General features: G+C 61.8%; 26 protein-coding genes. 4 read left to right on the forward strand and 22 right to left on the reverse strand.

Going from position 1 to position 26,966, the window contains the following annotated elements; translation table 11 throughout:
* Window positions 1-88: 88 nt before the first annotated feature.
* The 4 genes from NPS29_RS09405 to NPS29_RS09420 all read right to left on the reverse strand — a co-directional run bounded on the left by NPS29_RS09405 (window position 89) and on the right by NPS29_RS09420 (window position 5,249).
* A complete protein-coding gene (locus NPS29_RS09405) occupies window positions 89-2,857 on the reverse strand; it encodes a FimV/HubP family polar landmark protein (protein ID WP_274132183.1) in 2,769 nt (922 codons plus the stop codon).
* Between the two features lie 116 nt (window positions 2,858-2,973).
* A complete protein-coding gene (locus tag NPS29_RS09410; RefSeq protein ID WP_274132184.1) occupies window positions 2,974-3,984 on the reverse strand; it encodes an aspartate-semialdehyde dehydrogenase in 1,011 nt (336 codons plus the stop codon).
* 85 nt (window positions 3,985-4,069) lie between these two features.
* Window positions 4,070-4,633, reverse strand: a complete 564-nt coding sequence (locus NPS29_RS09415) for a DUF1285 domain-containing protein (protein WP_274132185.1) — start codon at window positions 4,631-4,633, stop codon at window positions 4,070-4,072.
* A 10-nt stretch (window positions 4,634-4,643) separates the two neighbouring features.
* Window positions 4,644-5,249, reverse strand: coding sequence for a DUF4823 domain-containing protein (locus NPS29_RS09420; RefSeq protein ID WP_274132186.1), 606 nt, complete (start codon window positions 5,247-5,249; stop codon window positions 4,644-4,646).
* Between NPS29_RS09420 and NPS29_RS09425 the strand changes: the two genes are divergently transcribed.
* A complete protein-coding gene (locus NPS29_RS09425) occupies window positions 5,200-5,427 on the forward strand; it encodes a hypothetical protein (RefSeq protein WP_274132337.1) in 228 nt (75 codons plus the stop codon). The genes NPS29_RS09420 and NPS29_RS09425 overlap by 50 nt on opposite strands.
* 656 nt (window positions 5,428-6,083) lie before the next feature.
* On the opposite strand, the gene NPS29_RS09430 is transcribed toward NPS29_RS09425, so the two are convergent.
* Entirely contained in the window at window positions 6,084-7,052 is a 969-nt protein-coding gene (locus tag NPS29_RS09430; protein ID WP_274132187.1) for a GTP 3',8-cyclase MoaA, read from the reverse strand.
* A gap of 107 nt (window positions 7,053-7,159) precedes the next feature.
* Entirely contained in the window at window positions 7,160-7,822 is a 663-nt protein-coding gene (locus NPS29_RS09435) for a TetR/AcrR family transcriptional regulator (RefSeq protein ID WP_274132188.1), read from the reverse strand.
* Between the two features lie 78 nt (window positions 7,823-7,900).
* On the opposite strand from NPS29_RS09435, the gene NPS29_RS09440 reads away from it, so the two are divergent.
* Complete coding sequence (locus NPS29_RS09440) at window positions 7,901-9,034, forward strand: aminotransferase class V-fold PLP-dependent enzyme (RefSeq protein WP_274132189.1); 1,134 nt, start codon at window positions 7,901-7,903, stop codon at window positions 9,032-9,034.
* Between the two features lie 229 nt (window positions 9,035-9,263).
* Here the strand turns inward: NPS29_RS09440 and NPS29_RS09445 are convergent, their stop codons facing one another.
* The 13 genes from NPS29_RS09445 to NPS29_RS09505 form a co-directional block, all read right to left on the reverse strand.
* Complete coding sequence (locus NPS29_RS09445; RefSeq protein WP_274132190.1) at window positions 9,264-10,055, reverse strand: TatD family hydrolase; 792 nt, start codon at window positions 10,053-10,055, stop codon at window positions 9,264-9,266.
* A gap of 14 nt (window positions 10,056-10,069) precedes the next feature.
* Window positions 10,070-10,426: a PilZ domain-containing protein gene (locus tag NPS29_RS09450; protein ID WP_037011754.1), complete on the reverse strand. Its 357-nt coding sequence runs from the start codon at window positions 10,424-10,426 to the stop codon at window positions 10,070-10,072.
* 43 nt (window positions 10,427-10,469) lie between these two features.
* On the reverse strand, window positions 10,470-11,456 hold the full coding sequence (locus tag NPS29_RS09455; protein WP_274132191.1) for a DNA polymerase III subunit delta': 987 nt from the start codon (window positions 11,454-11,456) through the stop codon (window positions 10,470-10,472).
* Complete coding sequence (gene tmk / locus NPS29_RS09460) at window positions 11,449-12,093, reverse strand: dTMP kinase (protein ID WP_274132192.1); 645 nt, start codon at window positions 12,091-12,093, stop codon at window positions 11,449-11,451. Before tmk ends, NPS29_RS09455 begins: the two co-directional genes overlap by 8 nt.
* Window positions 12,094-12,112: 19 nt before the next feature.
* A complete protein-coding gene (gene mltG / locus NPS29_RS09465; RefSeq protein ID WP_274132193.1) occupies window positions 12,113-13,378 on the reverse strand; it encodes an endolytic transglycosylase MltG in 1,266 nt (421 codons plus the stop codon).
* A gap of 3 nt (window positions 13,379-13,381) precedes the next feature.
* Entirely contained in the window at window positions 13,382-14,200 is an 819-nt protein-coding gene (pabC, locus tag NPS29_RS09470; RefSeq protein WP_274132194.1) for an aminodeoxychorismate lyase, read from the reverse strand.
* A complete protein-coding gene (gene fabF, locus NPS29_RS09475; protein WP_274132195.1) occupies window positions 14,197-15,441 on the reverse strand; it encodes a beta-ketoacyl-ACP synthase II in 1,245 nt (414 codons plus the stop codon). Before fabF ends, pabC begins: the two co-directional genes overlap by 4 nt.
* Before the next feature lie 107 nt (window positions 15,442-15,548).
* A complete protein-coding gene (acpP, locus tag NPS29_RS09480) occupies window positions 15,549-15,785 on the reverse strand; it encodes an acyl carrier protein (protein ID WP_003175607.1) in 237 nt (78 codons plus the stop codon).
* A 186-nt stretch (window positions 15,786-15,971) separates the two neighbouring features.
* Entirely contained in the window at window positions 15,972-16,709 is a 738-nt protein-coding gene (gene fabG / locus NPS29_RS09485) for a 3-oxoacyl-ACP reductase FabG (protein WP_274132196.1), read from the reverse strand.
* A gap of 17 nt (window positions 16,710-16,726) precedes the next feature.
* Window positions 16,727-17,665 carry an ACP S-malonyltransferase gene (gene fabD, locus NPS29_RS09490; protein ID WP_274132197.1) on the reverse strand — a complete coding sequence of 313 codons (939 nt, stop codon included), beginning with the start codon at window positions 17,663-17,665 and terminating at the stop codon, window positions 16,727-16,729.
* A gap of 129 nt (window positions 17,666-17,794) precedes the next feature.
* Window positions 17,795-18,802, reverse strand: a complete 1,008-nt coding sequence (gene plsX / locus NPS29_RS09495; protein ID WP_274132198.1) for a phosphate acyltransferase PlsX — start codon at window positions 18,800-18,802, stop codon at window positions 17,795-17,797.
* Window positions 18,803-18,806: 4 nt separating this feature from the next.
* Window positions 18,807-18,989 carry a 50S ribosomal protein L32 gene (rpmF, locus tag NPS29_RS09500; protein ID WP_003179396.1) on the reverse strand — a complete coding sequence of 61 codons (183 nt, stop codon included), beginning with the start codon at window positions 18,987-18,989 and terminating at the stop codon, window positions 18,807-18,809.
* A 13-nt stretch (window positions 18,990-19,002) separates the two neighbouring features.
* On the reverse strand, window positions 19,003-19,530 hold the full coding sequence (locus tag NPS29_RS09505; protein ID WP_274132199.1) for a YceD family protein: 528 nt from the start codon (window positions 19,528-19,530) through the stop codon (window positions 19,003-19,005).
* A gap of 106 nt (window positions 19,531-19,636) precedes the next feature.
* Here NPS29_RS09505 and NPS29_RS09510 point away from each other — a divergent pair, with 106 nt between their 5' ends.
* Window positions 19,637-20,215 carry a Maf family protein gene (locus NPS29_RS09510; protein ID WP_274132201.1) on the forward strand — a complete coding sequence of 193 codons (579 nt, stop codon included), beginning with the start codon at window positions 19,637-19,639 and terminating at the stop codon, window positions 20,213-20,215.
* Window positions 20,216-20,368: 153 nt separating this feature from the next.
* Here NPS29_RS09510 and sppA read toward each other — a convergent pair whose 3' ends face one another.
* From sppA to rluC, 3 genes are read right to left on the reverse strand one after another with little or no spacing between them, the layout of a single operon-like run.
* Window positions 20,369-21,361, reverse strand: coding sequence for a signal peptide peptidase SppA (gene sppA / locus NPS29_RS09515; RefSeq protein ID WP_274132203.1), 993 nt, complete (start codon window positions 21,359-21,361; stop codon window positions 20,369-20,371).
* 25 nt (window positions 21,362-21,386) lie between these two features.
* Complete coding sequence (locus NPS29_RS09520; RefSeq protein WP_274132204.1) at window positions 21,387-22,049, reverse strand: HAD-IA family hydrolase; 663 nt, start codon at window positions 22,047-22,049, stop codon at window positions 21,387-21,389.
* Window positions 22,039-22,998, reverse strand: coding sequence for a 23S rRNA pseudouridine(955/2504/2580) synthase RluC (gene rluC, locus NPS29_RS09525; protein WP_274132206.1), 960 nt, complete (start codon window positions 22,996-22,998; stop codon window positions 22,039-22,041). The genes NPS29_RS09520 and rluC overlap by 11 nt, the downstream gene beginning before the upstream one ends.
* A 715-nt stretch (window positions 22,999-23,713) precedes the next feature.
* Here rluC and rne point away from each other — a divergent pair.
* Complete coding sequence (gene rne, locus NPS29_RS09530; RefSeq protein ID WP_274132208.1) at window positions 23,714-26,944, forward strand: ribonuclease E; 3,231 nt, start codon at window positions 23,714-23,716, stop codon at window positions 26,942-26,944.
* Window positions 26,945-26,966: the final 22 nt, after the last annotated feature.

Here is a 26,966-nt window from a genome sequence, read left to right on the forward strand (position 1 = left end):
GCGTGATGGGCCGTGCAGGGAACGGAGGTGAGGCTGAAAACGAAAACGACCGCCGAAGCGGTCGTTTTGCAGCGCAGATAATGCCCGATCAGGCCAGGCGCGAAAGCATCTCGCGGGCCTCGGTTTTCTGCCCGTCATCACCTTCGGCCACGACTTCATCGAGAATGTCGCGGGCGCCGTCGGCGTCGCCCATTTCGATGTAGGCGCGGGCCAGGTCCAGCTTGGTCGCCGCCTCGTCGGTGCCGGACAGAAAATCGAACTCCGGCTCGTCGTCGGCGGCCAGTGTATCCTCAGTAAACATCGCAGGATCATCGAACGGCTTGGCCATCGGCGGCTGTTCCAGGCTCTGGGACAGACGCTCAAGCTCGGCGTTGACATCATCGATTTCCGAAGCGAACGCCGCAGAGGCGTGGTCGGTTTCCATCTCGTCGGCCAGCGACAGATCGAAATCGGCCGGCAATTCCAGTTCGTCATCGACCGCTGGTTTGCTCGCACCCAGATCAGCCGTCTCCTCGAATGGCGGCAGATCGCGCAGATCGTCTTCCAGGCCCAGCAGATGGTCGTCTTCGGCCTTGAGCTCAGGCTGATCCTCGGCAAGGTTCAGGTCGAAGTCCGCCAGCTCATCGGGCTCGACGGCCTTGGCTTCGGTCTGCTCGCGCAGGATCGAATCGAAATCCAGGTCATCGGGGGTCGAACCACCGAATGGCGCGTCCAGATCCAGATCGTCCAGCCCGGCATCAGCCACTGGCGTCTCGTGCGCCGGGGCCGGCGTCGGGCTTTCCAGATCGTCCAGGCTCAGGTCGAACGCGGTGTCGAAATCTTCAGGCGCCTCTGCCACTGGCTCGCTGACCGGTTCAGCGGCCGCTTCAGGCTCGGACTTGTCGTTGAGCAGGTCCTCGACGTATTTGGCGTCCATCTCCGCCGCCAGCGCAGCGGCCGCCGCGACACCCGCTGCCGCCGCTGCAGCAGCAGCCATCGCCGGGTAGCGGGTCTTCAGTTGTTCGACTTCAGCGTGGTTCTTGCCGGTCGCGACCAGTTGGCGCTCCTGGGCAACGAAACCGGACTTATTGTCCTGCTGGGCGTAGATTTCCATCAGCTTCAGACGCAGGTCACTGCGCTGCGGCTCTTCCTTGATGGCTTCTTCGAGCAGCGCTGCGGCCTGGTTGGTGCGGCCATAAGCGATGTGGATCTCGGCTTGTACCAGTACATCCGCCGGGCGTTCGCGGGTCGGCTCAATGATGACGGCCGCCAGCGGTGCCTGCTTTACCGCAGGCGGAGGAACCTCCAGACCCTCGAAACTGCTTTCGGGCATGTCCATGTCGGCGGCGAAATCGGACTCTTCGGCCAGTGCGCGGGCCATTTGCCGATGCTTCTCGGCCTCGATCAGCGCATTGCGGCGACGGGCCAACAGCAGCAGGAGCAACAGCAGCACCAGCAGCGCACCGCCACCGATGATGCCCATCAGCAGCGGGCTTGCGAGAATCTTGTCCAGCGCACTGCGGTCATCCGGTGCGGCTGCATCCGGCGGCACCACCAGCGGCTGGTCCGGGGTGGCATTGCTGACTTTGGCGCCATCGACCGGCAGCGCATCCTCCGGCGCGATTTCGTTCGGCGGTTTGCCAGCGGTGTCCGGTGCTGCGGGCTTGGGGACGATCTCGGCAGGCATCGCCGGATTCGCAGCGTTGTTCGGGTTGGTCACACTGTTGGGGCTGACGGTGCTGGCAGCGTTGTCCACCGGCGGCGGAACGGCGGCACCTGCGGCCTGCATCTTGGCCAACTGGTCGTTTTTCAGCTGGATCAGGCGTTGCAGTTTGTCGACCTGGCTTTCCAGATCGCTCATGCGGCTTTTCAGTTCGGCGTTGTCGCGGCGGGTGCTGTCCAGGCTCTCCTGGGTGGTCGCCAGCTGATTGCTCAGTTCGGCGTTGTCCCCTGCCGCACCTTTGGCGCCCGGCTTGTTGGCCGAGACCAGGCTGAGGTTGTCCTTGGCTTCGATCTGCGACGGCGCAGCGCCGGCACGCTCGCGACGGGTGGCATCGACCTGACGCGCGCCCGTTGGCAGGCGACGGCCTTCACGCCAGGCACGGTTCTGCTCGGCCACTTCGGCCACGGCACGCGGTTGTGGCGTGGCGCTGACTTCCTGCGGGGATGGCAGGCGCAACACCTGGCCTTTCTTCAGGCGGTTAATGTTGCCTGCAATGAAGGCATCCGGGTTGAGCGCCTGGATCGCCAGCATGGTCTGCTGGACCGTACCGCCGTTGCGCACGCGCTCGGCGATTTCCCACAAGGTGTCGTTGTTGGCGGTGGTGTACTGGGTGTATTTGGGTTCGGCCGGCGTTGCCGGTGCAGGCGTCGGTGCAGGCGCCGGAGCTTGTGCAGCGGGTGCCTGGGCCGGCGCGACTGCCGGTGCGGTAGACGGCAGTTGCGCCGCAGCTGCAGCGGCTGCGGCCTGTGGCAGCACTTTGGGCGGATCCAGCAGCAGGCTGTATTCGCGCAGCACCCGGCCGTTCGGCCAGAGCACCTGCACAAGGAATTTCACGTAAGGGTCACGAATGGGCTTGGTCGAGGTGATGCGCAAGACGCTCTTGCCAGCAGGATTGACCACCGGGGTGAACGTCAGGTCGTCGAGGATCGCCATGCGGCCGACACCCGCCTGGGCGAATTCGGCCGAGGTCGCCAGGCTCGGCACCACTTGCGCCGAGTTCAGGTCCTGCACCTGTGTCAGTTCGATCTCGGCCAGCAGCGGTTGATTCAGGCTCGACTTGACGGTCAGCCCGCCCAAGCCAAGCGCCTGGGCCATCCCGGATGACAGCGCCGAAGCCGCAGCGATTGCTAAAACCAGTTTACGAACCTGAACCATAGCCCATCCCTTGTTTAAAATTTCCCCGGCGAGCGAGAAGATAAAGCCTGCTAGGGCGTAGGGCGTGTCAACACGCCACAGCTAGAATGATTCTTTGAATTGTGGGCAAGTATCTTTTACGAAACATCTTTTATCAACAATTCAGCCACCTGCACAGCGTTCAACGCCGCGCCCTTGCGCACATTGTCGGACGTCACCCAGAAATTGAGCTCACAGGCGTCGTCGACTCCCCCGCGCAAACGTCCTACATAGACAGCATCCTGTCCTACAGCGTCACCGACCGGAGTCGGATAATCGCCAGCGTCTACCAGGTCGATTCCATCGGCAGCGTCCAGCGCGGCACTGATGGCAGCGATGTCCACCGCACTGGCGGTCTGTACCGACACGCTCAAGCTATCGCCGAAAAACACCGGGACTTGAATGCAGCTCACGCCGACCTTGATTAAAGGCAGCGACAGCAACTCGCGCAACTCGCTGACCAAACGTTTTTCAAGGGGCACATGGCCTTGCGCGTCCGGGGCGCCGACCTGAGCGAGCAGGTTGAAGGCCATCTGCCGGTCAAACACCTTGGGTTCCAGCGGGCGCATGTTCAAAAGTTCGGCGGTCTGGCGCGCCAGCTCCGTCACCCCTTCGCGGCCCTGGCTGGACACCGCCAGGCACGCCGTCACGCTGACCCGTTGAATCTCCAGCAAGCCGCGCAACGGCCCAAGCACCAATGCCAGCGCCGCCGCACTGGAACTTGGGCAGGCTACCTGCCATGGCTGACTCAAGCCCTGCAACACATCGCCATTGACCTCAGGCACCAGGTTCGGCGCCTGCTCCACCGGCAGCCCGCCGGACAGATCGATCACCGCGCAACCCGCTGCAGTGGCCCGCGAGGAGTAGCTGCGGGTCACGGCTGCGCTGGCTGCAAAAAAGGCGATCTGTACCGTGCTGAAATCGAAGGCATCGACTTCCCGCACGCGAACGTTCTTCCCGCGCCAAGGCACCGAGCTGCCTGCAGACTCGGCGCTCGCCAACAGATGCAACTGGCCGACCGGAAAGTCGCGCTCCTGGAGGATCTGGACGATGGTTTCGCCGACAGTGCCGGTGGCGCCGATCACGGCGATGTCAAAGGACTGGCTCATGGAAAAACCTCAGAAAAATCGGGGGGCGGCACTTTAACCGCGAGATGAAGGCCAGGCAAATGGCCTGGCACGCGCTGCGAGTCGGTCAGGGCTCAAGACCGATGGGGAAAAACTCGCCATGACTCCATACACCGAGCCAGCGTTGCCCGTCGATCATGCGCGTTACCGCCAGATCCACCAACTGATAGAAAACGTTGCGATGAATCAGCGCTTCGAGATTACTGCGCACCAGAATGTAGGGCGCAGGTTCCTGAGTGGCAGGATCGATGCTCACGCGCAGCGGATGCTCGGCGCCCGCCTGCACCTGGTCGTCGACGTTGGTGGTGAAGGTCAGCACCTGGGATTCGCCCGCGCCCTCGACCTGCAACAGCACGGCCACGAACGGGGCGTCGTCGACCTTGATGCCAACTTTCTCCACCGGCGTGATCAGGAAGTAGTCATCGCCGTCGCGGCGAATGATCGTGGAAAACAGGCGCACCATCGGCTTGCGGCCGATAGGCGTCCCCAGATAGAACCAGGTACCGTCGCGGGCGATACGCATGTCGATATCGCCACAAAAATCCGGGTTCCACAGATGCACAGGCGGCAAACCCTTGCCGGTCTTGGGTAATTGCGCCAACAAATCGTTGGCCTTGCCCGGACCACTCATACGTCGCTCCTCAGTGGGATTCCAGCCCCATAAGTGAACGAGCGTAAGCCTCCATGGGCGGTCCAAGCAAATCTTCAGGCTTGGTGTCGTAAAGTGTCAGCAGGCCACCACGACTGCGGATGCGCGCCGAGTCGATCAGATAGCGGGTATTGGTTTCGATCAGCATGAGCTGGATCACGCCACTGTCGATGCCCAGACGATCGACCGCTTCCTGGTCGGACCATTCGTCGAAGGTGCCGATGCGGTCGTCGGCCTTGGCGAAGCGGGTGTACAGCAGATAATGCGCGCCAGCAGCCCGGGCCTCGGTCATCGCCTCGTCCAGCCCTTCCGGCGCACGGGCGCGGCGGACCATCGGGAAGTACTCGACGAAGCCGTTGAAGGCCTCTTCGGCGACGACGTTCGGCCGCGGGTAGGCACCGCCGGGAGGCGCGAACGCACCCTGCGCGATGTAGATGAAAGAGTCCGGTTGCAGGCGGAAATTGTTGATCCGACGCGTCGAGCTGTGGTCCAGAAGACCCGCATCGCTGAGCTCGTCATGGGCACCCTGAGCCAGATCACTGACGTGCATGCAGCCGCTCAAAGCCAAAAACGTCAGCAGTAAAACCAGGCTACGCATTATTTCCTCCAAAGTCCGGCGACGGAAAACCGGCGAATGGCCGGGTAATGCAGCTTTTGCGCCAGCTCTGGAAAAAGCCACCGATCCCGTAGCAGCACGGCTTGCCGGCGGGAACATCATCAAGATCGCCAACGCCGGCAAGCCGGACTGCTACGGGTTTGTCACCTCAACCTTGTAGGAGCGCGCTTGCCCGCGATGGCGTTCTCGAGATCGCCGACGCCGGCAAGCCGGACTGCTACGGGTTTGTCACCTCAACCTTGTAGGAGTGAGCTTGCTCGCGATGGCGTCCTCAAGATCGCCAACGCCGGCAAGCCGGACTGCTACGGGTTTGTCACCTCAACCTTGTAGGAGTGAGCTTGCTCGCGATGGCGTTCTTGAGATCGCTCCCGCCGGCAAGCCGTGCTGCTACGGGGCGGTGTACAACCAAAGACTTTGATCTTGCTTTTGATCTTGGTGCGCGGTGGTACAGGCGCCGCAGAGCGCGACGTTAAGGCGCCAGGCCGAGCGCAGGTGTCGTGGAGGGGGATGAGCGGCATGGATGCCGCGAAAGCCGTGCGGGCCAGGGACGGCCCATCACGGCGTGCCCCCGGAACGGCGCCGGAGTCGAGGGAAGTCCGAAGGACCCCAGCCTGTCGCAATGGCTTTGCCTACTTTCCCCGTAAGGAAAGTAGGTCGCCCGTAAGGGGCGAAACCCTAACCCCCAACCACCGCAAAAACGGATTTGAACCCGATTCCAAAGTCACCCAAAGACGCGGAGCGTCAAACCAACCGTTACCACGCGGAGCGTGGGAACGATCATCTTCATGGCGTATGCTGCCGGGGACAGCCTCAGCCTCACCCGCCAATAATCTTCATCACCGTCGCCCCACCCGAAAACGCCACGGCCTGCTTGTCATCCAGCGCTTTTATCAACAGCCGCTGCAACGCCGGCAAGGCCTGATGCCGGGGTTTGTCGAACAGGTCGCCCACATAATGCCGGTTGCTCGACGACAGGCAGCCATGCAGCCACCCTGTCGAAGACAGCCGCAATCGCGAGCAGGTGCGGCAGAACGGCACGCTTTCGTTGGCGATCACGCCAAAATGACCTTTGCCCGGAATCCGGTAGCGCACCGCCGTCGCATCCACCGGCGCGTCGGCCTGGAGGAATTCGTGACGCTCGCCGATCAGTTCCAGCAACTGCCCAAGGCTGACGAACTGCTGGATGAAGCCGTTGCGATCACTCGCCAGATGCCCCATCCGCATCAGCTCGATGAAACGCAGCTCATAGCCGCGGGCCAGGCAGTAATCCAGCAGCGGCAGCACCTGATCCAGATTCTGCCCGCGCAGCGGCACCATGTTGACCTTGATACGGATCCCCGCCGCACTCGCCTGCTCCATGCCATCGAGCACGGTCGCCAGGTCGCCGCCCCGCGCAATCGCCCGAAACGCGGAAGGATCGAGGGTGTCGAGCGACACATTGATCCGCCCAATCCCCGCCTCCAGCAACAAAGGCAGCTTGCGCGCCAGCAACTGCCCATTGGTGGTCAGGCTGATATCACCCAGCCCCATCTTCCCCACCTGCCCCATGAAACCTTCAAGACGCGGGCTCACCAGCGGCTCGCCACCGGTGATGCGCAATCGCTCGATGCCCGCCGCCTCGATCAGGTACTCCACGCCACGGGCCATCTGATCCGCCGACAGCTCGTTCTGCGCAGCCACCAACCGCTTGCCATCGGGCACGCAGTAGGTACAGGCATAGTTGCAGGCGGCCGTCAGACTGATCCGCAGGTTGCGGAAACGTCGGCCTTGGCGATCAACGATCATGGTGAACTCCGGGAAGAACGCAGCGAGCAAAAAGTTGACTCATAAATCAACTTTTTGCAAGGGTCATTCCGGACAGATCACATCAATGGCTAAGCGTCTGAGGTACCTCAGTTACCGGAGATTTCCGGCTTGAGGTCGTGGCCGGCTTCAGGGTCGCGCTTGCGCTTGTTGCCCATGCGCACGCCGATGTCCATCAGGAACTGGAAAAAACCTTCCTGATCTTCCAGCACATTGCTCCAGAACGGCGAGTGGTACAGCGCCACCGCGCCATGCACCAGCGCCCACGCCGCGCAATAGTGGAAATACGGCGGAACGTCTTCGAGCTTGCCTTCGGTGATGCGGCCCTTGATGAGCAGCGTCAGGTGCTCGAAGTTCGAGGCGCGAATCTTGTGCAGTTGCTCGACCATCTCCGGAACCTGGTTGCCCTTGACCACTTTCTCTTCGAGACGGTCAAACAGGCGGTAACGTTGCGGATCGCGCATGCGGAATTCGAAGTAGGCCCGGGACAGCGCTTCCTTGTCCTTGTCGACGTCGGCCGAGTGCAGCAACTCGTTCAAATCGCGCTCGTAGTCGAGCATCAGGCGCAGGTAGATCTCCGCCTTGGATTTGAAGTGTTTGTAGATCGTGCCTTTGCCAATACCCACGGCATCAGCAATCATCTCGACGGTGACGCTGTCTTCACCCTGTTCGAGAAACAGCTTTAACGCGGTGTCGAGAATTTCCTGCTCACGGCGGCGAAACTCACGGACCTTACGAGGTTCTTTCTGCATAGGAAGAGGCTGTTCGGGTTCAAAATCGAAGCCGCACATTATGCCTAAATTGCGGCAAATTGCACGGAACATCCGACCATGTCTACGCTTCACGACGAATTCGCCCAAGCCCCGGATCTGCGTTATCTGAACCACGCAGCCGTCGGACCCTGGCCAAAACGCACGGCCATTGCCGTGCAAAAATTCGCTGAACAGAACGTTTTACAGGGCGCGCGGGACTATCCAGACTGGACCCGCGCCGAGTATCGCCTTCGTGAACGCCTGGCTCGCCTGCTGAACGCGCCATCGACCGATGACATCGCCCTGGTCAAAAACACCTCGGAAGCCCTGTCATTTGTCGCTTTTGGCCTTGACTGGAAAAGTGGCGACAACGTGGTCATCAGCGATGAGGAATTCCCCTCCAATCGCGTGGTGTGGGAAGCGCTCAAACCACAGGGCGTCGAGGTCATCCAGGTCAGCCTCAAGGGCGAAGACCCGGAAGCCGCCCTGCTCGCCGCCTGCGGTCCTCGTACGCGCCTGCTGTCGATCAGCTCGGTGCAGTTTTCCACCGGCATGCGGCTGGACATCGAACGGCTCGGCCAGGGCTGCAAGCAGCGGCGTGTGTTGTTTTGCATCGATGCGATCCAGCACATCGGCGCCCTGCCCTTCGACGTTCAGGCGAGTCAGTGCGACTTCGCCATGGCCGACGGCCATAAATGGATGTGCAGCCCCGAAGGTCTGGGCGTTTTCTATTGCCGTGCCGAGTTGCGCCCGCAACTCAAGCTTCACGAGTACGGCTGGCACATGCTGGAAAACTCCGGCGACTATGGCCGCAACGAATGGCAACCTGCTGCCAGCGCCATGCGCTTCGAATGCGGCAGCCCCAACACCCTGGGCGCCATGGCGCTGGACGCCAGCCTGTCATTGCTGGAAGAAACTGGCATGGATGAGGTAGGAAAAGCCGTCATAGAACGCGTGAACTGGCTTGAGCAGGGGCTGGCGAGTATCAAGGGCGTGGTGCTGCATTCATCCCGACTGACCGAAAGGCGCTCGGGAATACTGACCTTCAGCCTGGATGCGAAGCCGGCTGCGCAGGTGTGGCAGGCGTTGATGCAAGAGCAGGTGGTTTGCCTGCCAAGAGGCCCTGGCATCCGCTTTTCACCGCATTTCTATACACAATCGCGGGTGATCGAAGAGACACTGGCCATTGTGCAGCGCATTGCCATGCTTTGAGGTATCAACAGGGAACTGGGTATTCCAAATCTGTTTAAAAAACGTACAGCAGCGCGCTGGACGCCAGCCGATTCTGGCCAATACTTAAATTCGCTGATGCGGCATCTCCCCCAAGTGCCAGCATCGGTAAAGGCACCAACGGATAGCGTGTCTTTGTTTTACTCCTAATGGTCTTAACCCGGATTCACCCCCCAGAACCCGGGTTTTTTTTGCCTGCGATTCGACGACCTCAGTCGCTGGCCTTCACCCGCGCCAAAGGAAACAGGCGCTTGAAGTTCTCAGTGGTCTGCTCGGCGAAGCGCTCATAGCTTTCGCCGCGCAGCATCGCCAGGAATTCAGCCACTTCACGCACGTACTGTGGCAAGTTGGGCTTGCCGCGATACGGGATCGGCGCCAGATACGGCGAATCGGTTTCCACCAGCAGGCGGTCCGCGGGCACTTTACTGGCCACGTCACGCAGGGCGTCGGCGTTGCGGAAGGTGACGATGCCGGACAGCGAGATGTAATAACCCATGTCCAGCGCGGCCTTGGCCATGTCCCAGTCTTCGGTGAAACAGTGCAGCACGCCTGCCTGAGGCAAGGCCGCTTCACGCAGCAGGTCCAGTGTGTCGGATCGCGCGCCCCGGGTATGAATGATGACCGGCTTGCCCGTCTGGCTCGCGGCCTGCAGGTGCAAGCGGAACGAGGCCTGTTGCAGCTCGGCCGCTTCCGGCTCGTAGTGATAGTCCAGGCCCGTTTCACCGATGGCCACCACACGCGGGTGATTCAACTCGTTGAGCAGCCACTCCAGTGCCGGCGCTTCGCCTGGCTTGAGGTCGAGGGGGTGAATGCCGACCGAGCAATCCACATCATCGAAGCGTTCGGCGAGCGCCTTGACGTCTGCCGCGTTGTCGGCGCTGACGCCGATACACAGAAAATGCCCGACGCCCCGTTCGCGCGCCGCCTGCAGGGCGTGATCGAGCGAGCCTGCGTGCTGGGTGAGATCGAGACGATCAAGGTGACAATGGGAATCTACAAGCATGGGGATCGCAGCACTTACATCGTATGGGTAGGACGGTCGGACTTCAGGGCGCCCGCCAGATAGTTTTCAATCATGTTTCGCGCGGTGTTGTCGCCGTCGTTGAACTGCACGCCGACCCCCGCCGCACGGTTGCCCTGGGCACCCTTGGGGGTGATCCAGGTGACCTTGCCCGCGACCGGGATCTTTTCCGGCTCGTCCATGAGGTTGAGCAACATGAACACTTCATCGCCCAGCTTGTAGCTCTTGCTGGTGGGGATGAACAGCCCGCCATTCTTGATGAACGGCATATACGCGGCATACAGGACAGATTTGTCCTTGATGGTCAGGGACAGGATGCCATTCCGTGGACCCGGGCTCAGAGGCACGCTCATCTCAACTTCCTCGGTCAATACTGATGTCATGCAGATGGCCAGTCTAACCCTGTCCGGTGAGCGATGCCCACTGCACCAATAACGCTTCGAGCAACAGAACGCGGTTCAGGTTCGCTTTGGACAGCACTTTCTGACGCTGCAACAGCACCCAGTCCTGCATGGCGAGCACTTTACCCTGGGCCGACTTCTGCGCCAGATACTGCACCACCTTGCGCATGTCGGCTAGGCCAAGGCCGTCTTCATCCTGGGTCAACTGATAGCGCAGCACCAGGTTGGACCAGTCGCAGAACCAGTCGAACAGCAACAACAGCGGTACGTCCTTCCAGCCTTCGGCCAGTTGGGTGGGCGACTGCTGGCCCTTGAGCAGCTTTTTCACGCCATCGACCACCAGTGCGCGCTGTTCACGCACGCCCTGGGCCTGAAGCTTGACCGCCGCCAAGGGCGAACCTGCGGCCAGCGTCAGCAACTCGCGACGTTCTTCTTCGCTGCACTCAGGCAAGGCATCGGCCAGCCAGGCGACACTCATCGCCTCGCTCGGCAACGGACAGGCCTGCTGCACGCAGCGGCTCTTGATGGTAGGCAGCAAGCGGCTCGGCTGATGGCTGACCAGCAACAGCACGGTATTGCCCGAAGGCTCTTCCAGGCTCTTGAGCAAGGCGTTGGCGGCATTGATGTTCATCGCCTCCACCGGCTCGATCAGCACCACCTTGCGCCCGCCCATCTGCGCGGTCTGGACCACGAAACTCACCAGATCACGAACCTGGTCGACCTTGATCGCCTTGTCCGCCTCTTCCGGTTCCAGCACGTAGTTGTCCGGATGGCTCCCTGCCGCCAGCAGCGAGCACGACTTGCAGTGCCCGCACGCCTCAAGCCCCTGAGGCTGCTGACACAACAAAAGCGCCATCAGACGCTCGGCCAGCGCGCGCTTGCCGATACCGGCCGGACCATGCAGCAGATAGGCGTGGGCATGCTGAGTGCGACCGGCCAGTTGCTGCCAGAGGCTGTTCTGCCAAGGATAGGCCTCAGCCATTCTGGCGGTCCGACATCAGCTTGAGCAGATCCGGGAGCATCACATCCAGCGACGCCTGTACCTGATCCAGCGGCAGCGCCGCTTCCACCAGGCGATAACGCTCGGGCGCGGCCTGGGCGCGATTCAGATAAGTGTTACGAACAGCTTCAAAGAACGCCCGGCCCTCTTGCTCGAAGCGGTCCAGCCGACCGCGAGCGGTGGCGCGGGCCAGACCGATTTCCACCGGCAAGTCGAACACCAGGGTCATGTCCGGACGCAGGTCGCCCTGAACGAAGGTTTCCAGCGCGGCGATGCGCTCGACCGACAGGCCACGGCCCCCGCCTTGATAGGCGTAGGTGGCATCGGTGAATCTGTCACACAATACGACAGCCCCACGGGCCAGCGCCGGGCGGATCACACCGGCCAGATGCTGGGCTCGGGCGGCGAACACCAGCAGCAGCTCGGTGTCGGCGTCCATGGTTTCATCGCTGGGGGCCAGCAGCAGCTCGCGAATGCGTTCGGCCAGCGGCGTGCCACCGGGCTCGCGGGTCAGCACCACGTCGATGCCATGGCTGCGCAGGCGCTCGGCCAGGTACTCGCGGTTGGTGCTTTTGCCAGCGCCTTCAGGCCCTTCCAGGGTAATGAACAAACCAGTCACAGGGCGTCCTTAATCAGATTCATTGCGGGCTCTGCCCGGCCTTCGTTTCGGCCTTGTCAGTTGCTTCGGGCGCAGGGTCCGGCGTCTCGGTCGCCGGCTTCTCTGGCTTGCTCGTGTCAGGCACCGGTTCAGACTCGGGAATCTGCGGCACCGAGGCCTCAGGCGCCGGAATCGGGGCTTCTGCCGGCTTTTCCGGGATTGCCTCAGGCGGCTGGGCAGCCTCGACGGCAGGCGCTGTCGTCGGCGCCGTCATCGGTGCAGGGCTTGAGCGGTAGTCGGCGCGGCGTTTGAGCTGGAATTCCTTGACCGCAGCGTTGTGCGCGTCCAGATCAGCCGAGAACACGTGGCTGCCATCGCCACGGGCCACGAAATACAGGCTGTTGCCCGGCACCGGGTTCATTGCCGCGTGAATCGCTTCGCGCCCCACCATGGCAATCGGGGTCGGCGGCAGGCCGGAAATGACGTAGGTGTTGTAGGGCGTCGCTTCCTTGAGGAATGCGCGGGTGATCTTGCCGTTGTAGCGTTCACCCAGGCCGTAGATGACGGTCGGGTCGGTCTGCAGCAGCATGCCCAGTTGCAGGCGGCGTACGAACACCCCGGCGATCTGCCCACGCTCCTGCGGCACGCCGGTTTCCTTTTCCACCAGCGAGGCCATGATCAGCCCTTGATACGGGTCGACATAGGGCACGTCGGCGGCGCGCTTTTCCCACTCTTCCTGAAGGACATCGTCCAGGCGGTTATAGGCTTGCTTGAGCAGCTCGGCGTCGGTCATGCCACGGGTGTAACGGTAGGTGTCGGGAAAGAACCGGCCTTCCGGGAAAATGTTCGGATGGCCGATTTTTGCCATCAGCTCGCTGTCGCTCAGGTTAGCCAGGGTCTGTTCGAGCTTGGGCTGCTTGCCCAGCGCCGCGCGAACCTGACGGAAATTCCAGCCTTCGACCAGCGTCAGGCTGTACTGCACCACCTCGCCGCGCTCCCACAGGCCCAGCAGGGACCGCGCATCCATGCCTGGGGTCATGCGGTATTCACCGCTGTGCAGCGCCTGTCCGGACAGGTTGAAGCGCCAGTACAGACGCAACCAGAAGGCGTCCTTGATCACGCCTTCTGCTTGCAGGCGGTTGAGCACGCCGGTAGGCGACGCGCCGGATTGCACATCGAGCAGTTGCTCTTGAGTCAGTTTCAGGGGTTGCTGCAGCGCGTTGTTCTGCTGCCAGTAGGCCAGACCCAGTAACAGCCCCGCCAGAACCACACCTGTTTCCAGCAAGACGAATAATTTTCGGATCACGAATCAGATATCCAGAAGCCCGCGAACAAGGTTTTGCAGTTTACGGGTGACAGGCCCGAGCGGCCAGTTGTGTTGCTCGAATCGGCGAACAGGCCAGATACCATAGACGCTGTTGCAGACAAAGACTTCGTCGGCCTTTTGCAGATCGGACAGTTGCAGGTCCAGTGCCCGCGCCGGCAGGTTGATCTGCTCGGCCTGCGCCAGCAGTTCGCCGCGCATGACTCCGGCCACACCGCAACGGCTCAGGTCCGGGGTGAGCAATACGCCGCCCTTGACCAGAAACAGGTTGCTGTAGACCCCTTCGATGATGCGCCCGGTAGTGTCGCGCATCAGGCCCTCGGCGTGCTCGGTATCGCTCCACTCGCTGCGGGCGATGACCTGCTCCAGCCGGTTGAGGTGCTTGAGCCCGGCCAGCAGAGGCTGTTCGGCGAGCCGCGTCCGGCAGGGAAACAACTTGATGCCCTGCTCCGCGTGCGCCGCAGGGTAAGCAGGCAGCGGGCTGCCTTGCAGGATACGGCGCGGTCGGGCATCGGTGGCAGGCGCATAACCGCGCACGCCATCGCCACGGGTGACGATCAGCTTCATCACCCCTTCGACCAACTGCGCGGCGAACCCCTGGCACTCGCTCTCGATCAAGGCAAGATCGAGGCCCAGCGCCAGGCGTCGCCCGCCCAGCGCCAGGCGCTGCAGGTGACGCTCGAAGAGCAATGGCTGGCCAGCCTTGACCAGAATGGTCTCGAACAGGCCATCACCGTAGGCGAGCCCGCGATCCTTGACGGACAGCGAGTCGCCGGGCGCGCCATCGATCCAGCACAACGTCATTCGGCGTACCGGCGGAACACCAGCGAGCCGTTGGTGCCACCAAAGCCGAAGGAGTTGGAGACGACGATATCGATCGGCATGCGACGCGGTTCGTGCGGCACGAAGTCCAGATCGCAACCCTCGCCCGGCTCGTCCAGGTTGATGGTCGGAGGTGCCACCTGGCCGTTGATCGCCAGCACGCTGAAGATCGCTTCGATCGCGCCCGCCGCACCCAGCAAGTGACCGGTCATGGACTTGGTTGAACTGACGGCCAGCTTGTAGGCGTGCTCGCCGAACACCGACTTGATCGCGTTGACTTCAGCCAGGTCACCGGCCGGGGTCGAAGTGCCATGAGCGTTGATGTACTGCACCTGGTCAGGGCTGATCTTCGCGTCACGCAGCGCATTGGTGATGCAGCGTGCGGCACCTGCGCCATCTTCGGGAGGCGAGGTCATGTGGAACGCGTCGCCGCTCATGCCAAAGCCGATGATCTCGGCATAGATGGTCGCACCGCGCGCCTTGGCGTGTTCGAGCTCTTCGAGCACCAGCGCACCGGCACCATCGGACAGCACGAAGCCATCACGGCCCTTGTCCCACGGACGGCTGGCACGGGCCGGCTCATCGTTGCGGGTCGACAGTGCGCGCGAGGCGCCAAAGCCGCCCATGCCCAGGCCGCAGGCAGCCATTTCGGCGCCGCCGGCGATCATCACGTCGGCTTCGTCGTAGGCGATGTTGCGTGCCGCCATGCCGATGCAATGGGTGCTGGTGGTGCACGCCGTGGCAATCGCGTAGTTAGGCCCCTGTGCGCCCAGATGGATCGACAGGAAGCCGGAAATCATGTTGATGATCGAACCCGGTACGAAGAACGGGGAGATCTTGCCAGGCCCCTGATCCTGCATCAGGCGGGCAGTGTTCTCGATATTGGTCAGACCACCGATACCCGAACCCATGGCAACGCCGACGCGCTCACGGTTGGCATCAGTGATTTCAATACCGGCATTGCGCACTGCCTGAAAGCTGGCAGCCAGACCGTACTGGATGAAGAGATCAAGACGGCGCGCCTCTTTGGGCGACAGATATTCCTCGACCTTGAATCCCTTGACCGAGCCGCCAAAGCGGGTCGTGTAAGCCGAAAGGTCCGTGTGTTCGATGGGGCCAATGCCACTCTGGCCGGCCAGAATGCCTTGCCAGGTGCTGGGCACATCGTTGCCCAATGGCGTCAGCATACCCATACCGGTGACCACGACGCGTCTACGCGACACAGGACTCTCCTTATTTCTATTGACGAAACGCTGCCCTGCTTAAAGAAAAAACCGCACGCCTGAGGCAGTGCGGTTTTCCCATGACAGCAAGCGACGATTAAAAAGTCTTAAGCCTGGTGGCTAGTGACGTAATCGATAGCAGCTTGAACAGTGGTGATCTTCTCGGCTTCTTCGTCTGGGATTTCGGTCTCGAATTCCTCTTCCAGAGCCATTACCAGCTCAACGGTGTCAAGGGAGTCGGCACCCAGGTCTTCAACGAAAGAAGCAGTGTTGACCACTTCCTCTTCCTTGACGCCAAGTTGTTCGGCAACGATTTTCTTGACGCGCTCTTCGATGGTGCTCATACCGTGTTTTAACTCCTAGTGGACAAATTCGGGCAGCTGGCCGGTGGGTAAGTGTATAGAAGAGGTTTTGCGCTTTTCAAGCTCAACGCAATTCCCGCTACGCCCATCGACCCTCAACCCATTAATAGATTTCAGCTTTATAACGGATTTTAGACAGCCCGTATGACATTTTTTCGATACGGGAAGTCACATGTACATGCCGCCGTTCACGGGGATTGTAGCCCCGGTAACGTAGCCTGCACCTTCCGAGGCAAGAAAAGCGACCACGTGCGCGATCTCTTCTGCCTGCCCCAGTCGACCCAGAGGAATCTGGGCCGTCAGGGAATCACGTTGTGCCTCAGGCAGCTCGCGGGTCATATCGGTATCGATAAAGCCCGGGGTCACCGAGTTCACGGTCACTGCCCGCGAGCCGACTTCACGCGCCAGTGCGCGGCTGAAACCTTCAAGGCCCGCTTTCGCGGCGGCGTAGTTTACTTGACCTGCGTTGCCCATGGCACCCACCACCGAGCCAATGCTGATGATACGACCCCAACGCGCCTTGGTCATGCCGCGCAGAACGCCCTTGGACAGGCGATACAGGCTGTTCAGGTTGGTGTTGATGACGTCATGCCACTCGTCATCCTTCATGCGCATCATCAGGTTGTCACGGGTGATGCCGGCGTTGTTGACCAGGATCAACGGCGCGCCAACGCGCTCGGTGATCTGGGCCAGCACGGCGCTGACCGACTCGTCACTGCCCACGTCCAGCGCCAGGCCGAAGCCTTCGACGCCGTTTTCCTTGAAATAGGCGGTGATCTTCTCGGCACCGGCTTCGGACGTCGCGGTACCCACGACAGTCAGACCGGCACGACCCAATTCCAGAGCGATAGCCCGGCCAATGCCACGGCTCGCGCCGGTGACCAGTGCAACTTTACCCTGACTCATGTGAGCGTCTCCTTAAATCAGGCCAGCGCCGCGCGGGTGGCGGCGAAAGCGTCCGGTGTATTGAGGTTGTAGGTGTTGACGCCATCGGCGCAACGCTTGTTCAGGCCTGCCAGGACCTTGCCCGGGCCGCACTCGACCAGTTGCAAGGCACCCTTGGCAGCCAGCGCCTGAACCGATTCGACCCAGCGAACCGGCTTGTAGAGTTGTTGCAGCAGATCGGTCTTCAGCGTTTCCAGATCGGCCGGCACGCTGGCCGTGACGTTCTGCACCAGCGGAATCTGCGGCGCCTGCCAGGCGATGGCAGCCACGGATTCGGCGAAACGCTCGGCAGCCGGGCGCATCAGTTCGCAGTGCGACGGTACGCTGACCGGCAGTGGCAGTGCGCGCTTGGCGCCCTTGGCCTTGCACACTTCAATGGCGCGATCGACCGCCGCTCTGGCACCGGCAATCACGACCTGGCCCGGGGAGTTGAAGTTAACGGCACTGACCACTTCACCCTGCGCAGCTTCGGCGCAGGCGGCGATCACGTCGGCGTCTTCAAGACCCAGGATGGCCGCCATGCCGCCCTGCCCGGCCGGCACGGCTTCCTGCATCAGTTGACCGCGGCGCTCCACCAGCTTGACCGCATCGCCCAGCGAGAGGCTGCCAGCGGCAACCAGCGCGCTGTATTCGCCCAGGCTGTGACCGGCGACGAATGCCGGACGCGCGCCACCTTCAGCCAGCCACAGGCGCCACAGGGCGATGGAGGCGGTCAGGATGGCGGGCTGGGTTTTGTCGGTCTGGTTGAGGTTTTCTTCCGGACCCTGCTGGGTCAGCGCCCAGAGGTCGTAGCCCAAGGCATCGGAGGCTTCTTTGAACGTATCCAGCACCAGCGGGTACTGCGCGCCCAGCTCGGCGAGCATGCCGAGGGACTGCGAGCCCTGGCCCGGAAAAACGAATGCGACGGAAGCAGACATGAACAAGCCCCTGATTATTGTCGTCAAAAACACACCCGGACGAACCGAATATGAGTAAATTCAATGTGTTGCAACTGGTCAGTTGGATGACTGAGCAGTCACAGGCGTCACATATTAGCGCAAGACGGGCTACAGCAACTCTTCCAGACGCCCATGAAGGCGCTGTGGAAGGTTTTCCTGAATCTCGATCAGCGCCCGCTCGATGGCGCTCTGGAACCCCTGCACGCCCGCCGAGCCATGGCTCTTGACCACGATCCCCTGCAGGCCCAGCAGGCTCGCGCCATTGTGCCGCGCAGGCGCAAGATCCGCCTTGAGACGCTTGAGCAACGGCATCGCCAGCGCGCCTACCGCCCTGGAGAGCACATTCTGGCGGAACAATGTTTCGATTCTCTCACCGATCATGGTCGCCAGGCCCTCGCTCGATTTGAGCAGGATGTTGCCGACGAATCCGTCGCACACCACCACATCGGCCTCGCCACGGTACAGCCCGTCACCCTCGACGAAGCCCACGTAATTGAGACCAGGCGCCGCCTGCAACAGGCTTGCGGCCAGCTTGACCTGCTGGTTGCCCTTGATGTCTTCGGTGCCGACGTTGAGCAGTGCGACCCTTGGTCGCGGCACTCCCAGCGCTTCGGCGGCCACCGAGCCCATCACGGCGAACTGATAGAGATTCTCTGCACTGCAATCGACGTTCGCCCCCAGGTCCAGCAACTGGCAGTAACCGGTCTGCGTCGGGATCGCCGCCACCATCGCCGGGCGGTCGATGCCGGGCAATGTCTTGAGCACGAAGCGGGAGAGCGCCATCAATGCGCCGGTGTTTCCCGCACTCACGCACGCTTTGACGTGACCATCGGCCAACAGCCGCAGCGCCACGCGCATGGACGAATCCGGCTTGCCGCGCAGGGCCAGGGACGGACGGTCATCCATCGTGATCACTTCGCTGGCATGGACGACGTGCAGGCGTGAACGATCGACACCAGAGTGGTGGGCGATGAGCTCTTCAAGAAGGGAGGCGTGACCGACGAGGGTCAGGTGGAGCGAGGGGTGTGCGAGCAGGCAGGCAATGCTGGCCTGAACAATGTTGCGGGGACCGAAGTCCCCGCCCATTGCGTCGATCGCGATGACCGGAGCGGACAAGAAATTACTCGTCAGCGCCCTTGTCGATCACTTTACGACCACGGTATACGCCTTCTGGCGATACGTGGTGACGCAGGTGAACTTCACCAGTGGTCTTTTCCACGGACAGGGTGCTAGCCTCGAGCGCGTCGTGCGAACGGCGCATGTCACGGGCAGAGCGGGATTTTTTGTTCTGCTGAACAGCCATAATTGATTAACTCCTAAACGTTTGGGTCACGCTTTAACTGCGCCAATACACTGAACGGGTTGGACCGCGTTACCTCGTCCACGCTCGGTTCGGGCTCATCGGCGCCCGCCGGCTGCTGGCATTCTTTCGGATCATGAACAGGCACGATAGGCAAGGCGAGCAGAAGCTCCTCCTCGATTAGCGCCTTCAGATCCAATGGATCTTCGCCGAGTTCCAGCACGTCATAGCCTTTCGGCAACGACTGGGTATTTGCACCCTCCTTCACCACGGCGTAACTGCATTCGCTGTGGATCGGCAGGGTGACCAGCTCAAGACAACGCTGGCAAACCATTTTGACTTCGACGTCGATGTCACTGTGGATAACCACAGAGCGTCGCTCGTCTCGTTCAAAAACGAATTTCGCCTGCACTGTACCGAGATTGTCAGCAAGCGGGTCGCAGAGTCTCTCCAAATCGGCCAGCAGCAACTCCCCTTGAAGGGTAGTGCCGCGATCAGCCAATTTGCGCGGGTCAACGTGAGGTGGAATCGGGTCATTCAACATAGGCGCAGCATTCTAGGGACGAGCCCTGCGACTGTCAAAGGAAATTCAGGGCTGTTCGCAACCTGACCTGCTGATTACACTCGACTTTCATGTTTCGGAGAACCCCATGCTGCCTCTGCTCCTTGCCTCAAGCTCGCCCTATCGCCGGGAATTGCTCGAACGCCTGCGCCTACCGTTCGTCTGCGCATCGCCTGACATCGACGAAAGCCATCGTCCGGGCGAGCCTGCCATCGAACTGGTCAAGCGCCTGGCTTGCGAGAAAGCGCAGGCGTTGGCAGGGCGATTTGCGGGCCATCTTATCATTGGCTCCGACCAGGTGGCCGTGCTGGGCGAGCAGATTCTCGGCAAGCCTCACACCTTTGAACGCGCGCTGGAGCAACTGAGTGCAAGCAGCGGCAAGAGTGTGAGCTTCCTGACCGGCCTTGCGCTGTATAACAGCCAGACCGGGCAGTGCCAGGTCGATTGCGTGGCGTTTACCGTGCACATGCGCGAGCTGGACACCGACCGCATCGCGCGCTACCTCAATGCCGAGCAGCCGTATGACTGTGCAGGGAGCTTCAAGGCCGAGGGCCTGGGAGTGAGCCTGTTCCGCAGCACCGAGGGCTCGGACGCCACCAGCCTGATCGGCCTGCCTTTAATAAGGCTGGTGGATATGCTGCTGGCCGAGGGGGTCGAGATCCCCTGATCCAGCGACACCCTCAAGACCGCTCCCGCCGGCAAGCCGTGCTGCTACAAAGCCTCCACCGCTCCCCCGTAGCAGCACGGCTTGCCGGCGGGGACATTCTCGGACACACAAAAAAACCCGACCAATGGCCGGGTTCTTTTTATGACGCATCGATCAACGCAACGACGGCCCGTTGAAACCCGCCCACATTGCAATCTTCTCCGCCACGCTGGAACCCAGCTTCTTGGAGAAACGATCAAACGGCGATTCCTGCACGGTGTAATCGACCATCTCTTTCTCGCCGATCACATCCCGCGCCACATAACTGGCACTGCCCAACCCGTCCACCAACCCCAGGCCGACTGCCTGCTCACCGGTCCAGACCAGGCCCGAGAACAGCTCAGGATGATCCTTATCCTTCAGGCGGTCACCGCGACCGGCTTTCACGCTGGCAATGAACTGCTTGTGAGTGGTATCCAGCACACCCTGCCAGAACGCTGTCTCATCAGGCTTCTGCGGCTGGAACGGATCGAGAAACGCCTTGTGCTCGCCCGAGGTGTAGACGCGACGATCCACGCCCAGTTTGTCCATGGTCCCGACGAAACCGAAACTGGCAGCAGTCACGCCGATTGAACCCACCAGACTGGCCTTGTCGGCATAAATCTGGTCGGCGGCGCTGGCGATGTAGTACGCACCGGATGCACCCAGGTCGGTGATCACCGCATAGACCTTGATCTCCGGCTTCTTGGCGCGCAGACGGCGGATTTCATCGTAGATGTAACCCGACTGCACCGGACTGCCGCCCGGGCTGTTGATGCGCAGGATCACGCCCTTGGTTTTCTCGTCATCGAAGGCCGCGCGCAGGCTGCCGACGATGTTGTCCGCACTCGCAGGCTCAGTGTCGGCGATCATGCCCTTCACTTCGATCAGCGCAGTGTGGCTGGTCTTGCGTGACGCACCCTTGCCCAGGTCCATCAGCGGCGAAAAGATCGCCAGCGCAACAAACAGATAAACAAAGGTCAGGGATTTGAAGAAAATCCCCCAGCGACGGGAGCGGCGCTGCTCCTGCACGCCCGCCAGCAGGGTCTTCTCCAAAAGCTTCCAGCTTTTTGCGTCACCGGTATCGTCGCGCTCTTGCGAAGACGGTGATTTCCATTCGTCCGACATAGATCAATTACCCCGACAACAGAGATTAGGCAGTCCGCGCACCCAACCAGGTGCGCAATTCGGAAAAATGTTCGATGGCCAGACGCGGCTCGTACTGGCGCAGGGAGTCCAGCGCCTGGGCGCCGTAACCGACCGCGACCGAATCCATGCCCGCATTGCGCGCCATCATCAGGTCAAACGACGCATCGCCCACCATCAGCGAGCGCGCAGGCGGCACCGCGCAATGCGCCATGATTTCATTGAGCATCAGAGGGTCGGGCTTGCTGGCAGTTTCATCCGCCGCGCGGGTGGCATCGAAATAATCCAGCCAGCCATGGGCCTTGAGCACTCGGTCCAGCCCGCGGCGGGCCTTGCCGGTCGCGACAGCCATGCAATAGCCCTCGGCGCGGAACGCTTCCAGGGATTCAAGCACACCGTCAAACAGCTTCGACGGCTCGACATCCATCGCCATGTAGCAATCGGCGTAGTGCTGGCGAAAATCTATCAGGTCGTTGGTGGTGATATCCGGGTAAAGGGTGCGGATCGCCTCCGGCAAGCCGAGGCCGATGATGCCCTTGATCGCGAAATCATCACGCACCGGCCGCCCGGCAAGCCCTGCGGCTTCGCGCATGGCGACGACAATCCGGCCAATGGAATCGGACAGCGTGCCATCCCAGTCGAAAATCAGCAGATCGTAATCACGGCGCACTCAGCAATCGCTCCACGGTACTGGCCCACATGTCATCGACAGGGGCTGTCAATTCGAGCTTGCTGCCATCGGGCAGCGGCACGGTCAGGGCGTAGGCATGCAGGAACAGACGCTTGCCGCCCAGATCACGAATTTCCTTGGTGAAATCTTCGTCGCCGTACTTGCTGTCGCCGGCAATGCTGTGCCCGGCATGCAGGGCATGCACGCGAATCTGGTGGGTACGCCCGGTAATCGGCCGCGCCTCGACCATGGTCGCGAAATCGCCGAAGCGGCGCAGCACCTTGAACAGGGTCAGCGCCTCCTTGCCCTCGTCGTTGACCTCGACCATGCGCTCGCCCGAACGCAGGTTGCTCTTGAGCAACGGCGCGCGGACCTGCTTCTGCGACGTCGGCCAGTTGCCGCGCACCAGCGCCATGTAGCGCTTGTCGACGCCGTCACCGCGCAACTGCTCGTGCAGATGCCGCAGCATGCTGCGCTTTTTGGCGATCATCAGCAGGCCCGAGGTGTCCCGGTCAAGGCGATGGACCAGCTCCAGCTCCTTGGCGTCGGGACGCAACTGACGAAAGGCTTCGATCACGCCGAAACTCAGGCCGCTGCCGCCATGAACCGCGATGCCAGCGGGCTTGTTGAGGACAATCAGGCCCTTGTCTTCGTGGATGATGGCCGCTTCCAGACGCTGCAGCAAAGCCTGGGCGACAGGCACCGGTTCGTCGCGCTCAGGCACTCGAACGGGTGGAACGCGCACGATATCGCCCGCCTGAAGCTTGTACTCCGGCTTGATCCGGCCCTTGTTCACTCGCACTTCGCCCTTGCGCAATATGCGGTAAATCAAGGTCTTGGGAACGCCCTTGAGGTACGTGATCAGAAAATTATCGATGCGTTGACCGGCAAGTTCCGGGGCAACCTCTACCAGCTGAACGCCGGGGGTTGGAGGAGTAGAATTCGTCATGCCGCAAATCATAACAATTTTTTATGGATTTGAAGCACTTAATGATTGCTGCTATAGTCGCGAACGCCGCCAAAAGCGGCCTGGACAGCGGACCAACGGCAAAACAGCCGGCCCTGACCAACGCAATTCACAGGGGCGCGAGGCCGTCCCACGGGACTTTCGGTGACAACGGAAGGTCAGCAGGCGTAACAGGCGCAGGTGACATGAGGCCTGAACCAAGTCCGATCGCAGAGTCAATCACTCGCCATCGAGGCCCACGTTCCAGGGCAGTTCACAAAGTGCAGTCGCTGGTGATCGATCCGGGCGAACGTTTCGCAAACCACGCCTTAATTTGAGCCATGAGGCGCGAACTTCCCATCGAAGCTCGCGTAAATGCAAACCCGCTGCGGATTCAGCGCGCGGCAGCACCCGAATTATCAGGGATACGTGTGGGGTGGAGACGCACAACCGTCGGACTGTGTAGCACAAGGCTTTATCAAGACGCTTAACCCCGTCCGCTACCGATGGTTGATTCCTCCTCCTGACAAAGCTTTTGCTGACAGGGTGTCATTTGTCACCACAGCAAGCAGGAAACGTCGTCGCGACTCCGGCCCCGCTGGCCGAACATCGTTAGACACTGGAGTGTTCAAGCACTCCTGACGTGCCCTGACACCGACCGTGAGAAGTCGTGTGTGCCGAACGCCGTTTCCGGCAGCCCGGAAACCGACGGTACTACATGAAAAGAATGCTGATTAACGCAACTCAACCCGAAGAGTTGCGTGTTGCGCTGGTAGACGGCCAGCGCCTATACGACCTGGACATCGAATCCGGGGCCCGCGAACAGAAGAAGGCCAACATCTACAAAGGCCGGATCACGCGCATCGAGCCGAGCCTGGAAGCGGCTTTCGTCGACTTCGGCTCCGAGCGTCACGGCTTCCTGCCGCTGAAGGAAATCTCCCGCGAATACTTCAAGAAGTCCGTTGAAGGCCGCGTCAACATCAAGGACGTCCTGAGCGAAGGCCAGGAAGTCATCGTTCAGGTCGAGAAAGAAGAACGTGGCAACAAGGGCGCCGCCCTGACCACCTTCATCAGCCTGGCCGGTCGTTACCTGGTGCTGATGCCCAACAACCCGCGTGCCGGCGGCATCTCGCGCCGCATCGAAGGCGAAGAGCGCAACGAACTGCGTGAAGCGCTGAACGGCCTGATCGCCCCGGCCGACATGGGCCTGATCGTGCGCACTGCCGGCCTTGGCCGCAGCAGCGAAGAAATGCAGTGGGACCTCGATTACCTGCTGCAACTGTGGACCGCCATCAAGGAAGCGTCCCAGGATCGCGCCGCGCCGTTCCTGATCTACCAGGAAAGCAACGTCATCATCCGCGCCATCCGCGACTACCTGCGCCAGGACATTGGTGAAGTCCTGATCGACAGCGTCGAAGCCCAGGAAGAAGCCCTGACCTTCATCCGCCAGGTGATGCCGCAGTACGCCAGCAAGATCAAGCTGTACGAAGACAGCGTTCCGCTGTTCAACCGCTTCCAGATCGAAAGCCAGATCGAAACCGCCTTCCAGCGCGTCGTCGAACTGCCTTCCGGTGGCTCCATCGTCATCGATCCGACCGAAGCCCTGGTGTCCATCGACATCAACTCGGCGCGCGCCACCAAAGGCAGCGACATCGAAGAAACCGCCCTGCAGACCAACCTTGAAGCGGCTGAGGAAATCGCCCGTCAACTGCGTCTGCGCGACATCGGCGGCCTGATCGTCATCGACTTCATCGACATGACCCCGGCCAAGAACCAGCGCGCCGTGGAAGAGAAAGTCCGCGAAAGCCTGGAAGCCGACCGCGCCCGCGTTCAGGTTGGCCGCATCTCGCGCTTCGGCCTGCTGGAAATGTCCCGTCAGCGCCTGCGTCCATCCCTGGGCGAAAGCAGCGGCATCGTCTGCCCGCGTTGCAACGGCACCGGCATCATCCGTGACGTCGAGTCGCTGTCGCTGGCGATCCTGCGCCTGATCGAAGAAGAAGCCCTGAAGGACCGTACTGCCGAAGTCCGCGCCCAGGTGCCGATCCCGGTCGCCGCGTTTCTGCTCAACGAGAAACGCAACTCGATCACCAAGATCGAACTGCGTACTCGTGCGCGCATCGTCATCCTGCCGAACGATCACCTGGAAACGCCGCACTTCGAAGTGCAGCGCCTGCGTGACGACAGCCCTGAAGCCCACAGCCTGCAATCGAGCTACGAGATCGCAGCCGCTGCCGCCGAAGTCGAAGAAGTCCAGCCGACCGCAGCCACCCGCACCCTGGTTCGCCAGGAAGCAGCAGTCAAGACCGCACCTGCCCGTGCCAACGCTCCGGTCCCGACCGAAGTCGCAGCACCGGTGGCCCCTGCTCCGGTCGCTCACGAGCCAAGCCTGTTCAAGGGCCTGGTGAAATCCCTGGTGAGCCTGTTCGCCACCAAGGAAGAGCCTGTCGCACCGGCTGCCGTGGTCGAGAAACCGGTTGCCGAGCGTCCTGCGCGCAACGAAGAGCGCCGCAACGGTCGCCAGCAGAGCCGCAGCCGTAACGGCCGCCGCGATGAAGAGCGCAAGCCGCGTGAAGAACGTGCGCCGCGTGCCGAGCGTGAAGAACGCGCCCCACGCGAAGAGCGTGCACCTCGTGAAGAGCGTGCACCGCGCGAGGAACGTGCCCCGCGTGAAGAACGTGCTCCTCGCGAGCCACGTGAAGCCCGCGAAGACAGCGCACCGCGTGAAGAACGCGCACCGCGTGCCCCTCGTGAAGAGCGTGCACCGCGTGAGCGCAAGCCGCGTGAAGAGCGCGTGCGTGAACTGCGCGAGCCGCTGGACGCCGCTCCTGCCGTCAACGTGCCACGTGAAGAACGCCCTGAGCGCGCCCCGCGTGAAGAGCGTCAGCCACGTCCACCGCGTGAAGAACGCCAGCCACGCGCCGAACAGGCCGCTGTAGCAGCCGAAGACGAAGCATTGCCGAACAGCGAAGAGCTGCAGGATGACAACCAGGAAGCCGCCGAAGGCGATCGTCCTCGTCGTCGCTCCCGTGGCCAGCGTCGTCGCAGCAACCGCCGTGAGCGTCAACGTGACGCCAACGGTGACGTGATCGAGAACGGCGAAGGCAACGAAGGCGAACAGGAACCGTCCGCCGCGAACGCAACCGTACGCAGCGAAGGCACCGGCGCGGAAATCGCCGCAGGCCTGGCTGTGACTGCCGCCGTTGCAGAAAGCGTGATCAGCGCCCCAGCCGAAGCCGATGCGAATCGTCAGGCCGAGCGTGCAACTGCCGCTGTCGAAGCGACTGTCGTTGAAGCCGAAGTGGTTCAGCAGGAAGTTGTCGAGGCTCCAGCAGCACCGGCCAAGCGCTCGATCCTGCCGGAAGTTGCAGTGGCACAGTTCGACGCCAGCCTCAGCCCGTTCGAGCGCCAGGTGAAAGCCGCCGCTGAAGCCGAACAAGTTGACGCCCCAGCTGATGTTGAAGCGCCAGCGGTTGAAGCTGTCGCCCCAGCGCCTGTTGCTCCGGCACCGGCTCCGGTCGTCGAGGCCCCTGTTGCCGCAGCTCCTGTCGAAGCGCCGAAAGCCGCCGAGATCGTTGTTGAACAGCCTGCGGTTGAACAGCCGGTTGTCGAGAAGCCAGTGGTTGAACAGCCAGTCGTCGCTGAAGTGGTTGCTCCGGCACCTGCACCGGTTGAACTGGCCGCCCCGGAAATCGTCGCAGCCCCTGCTGCGGTCGAGCCGGCTCCAGCTCCGGTAGAAGACAAGCCTGCGCTGCCAATGGCAAGCTCAGGTCGCGCACCGAACGATCCTCGTGAAGTCCGCCGTCGCCGCCTGGAAGCAGAACGCCTGCAGAAAGAAGCGGAGGCCGCTGCAGCCGCAGCACCTGCGCCAGCTTTCGAGCCAGCGCGGGAAGTCGTGACTGAAAACGGTGAAGAACTGGAAGAAAACAAAGAGCACAAACCGCTCGTGTAATCTCCAGGTAAAAAAAGCCCCA

The organism is Pseudomonas putida (assembly GCF_028682175.1).
Lineage (GTDB): Bacteria > Pseudomonadota > Gammaproteobacteria > Pseudomonadales > Pseudomonadaceae > Aquipseudomonas > Aquipseudomonas putida_AD.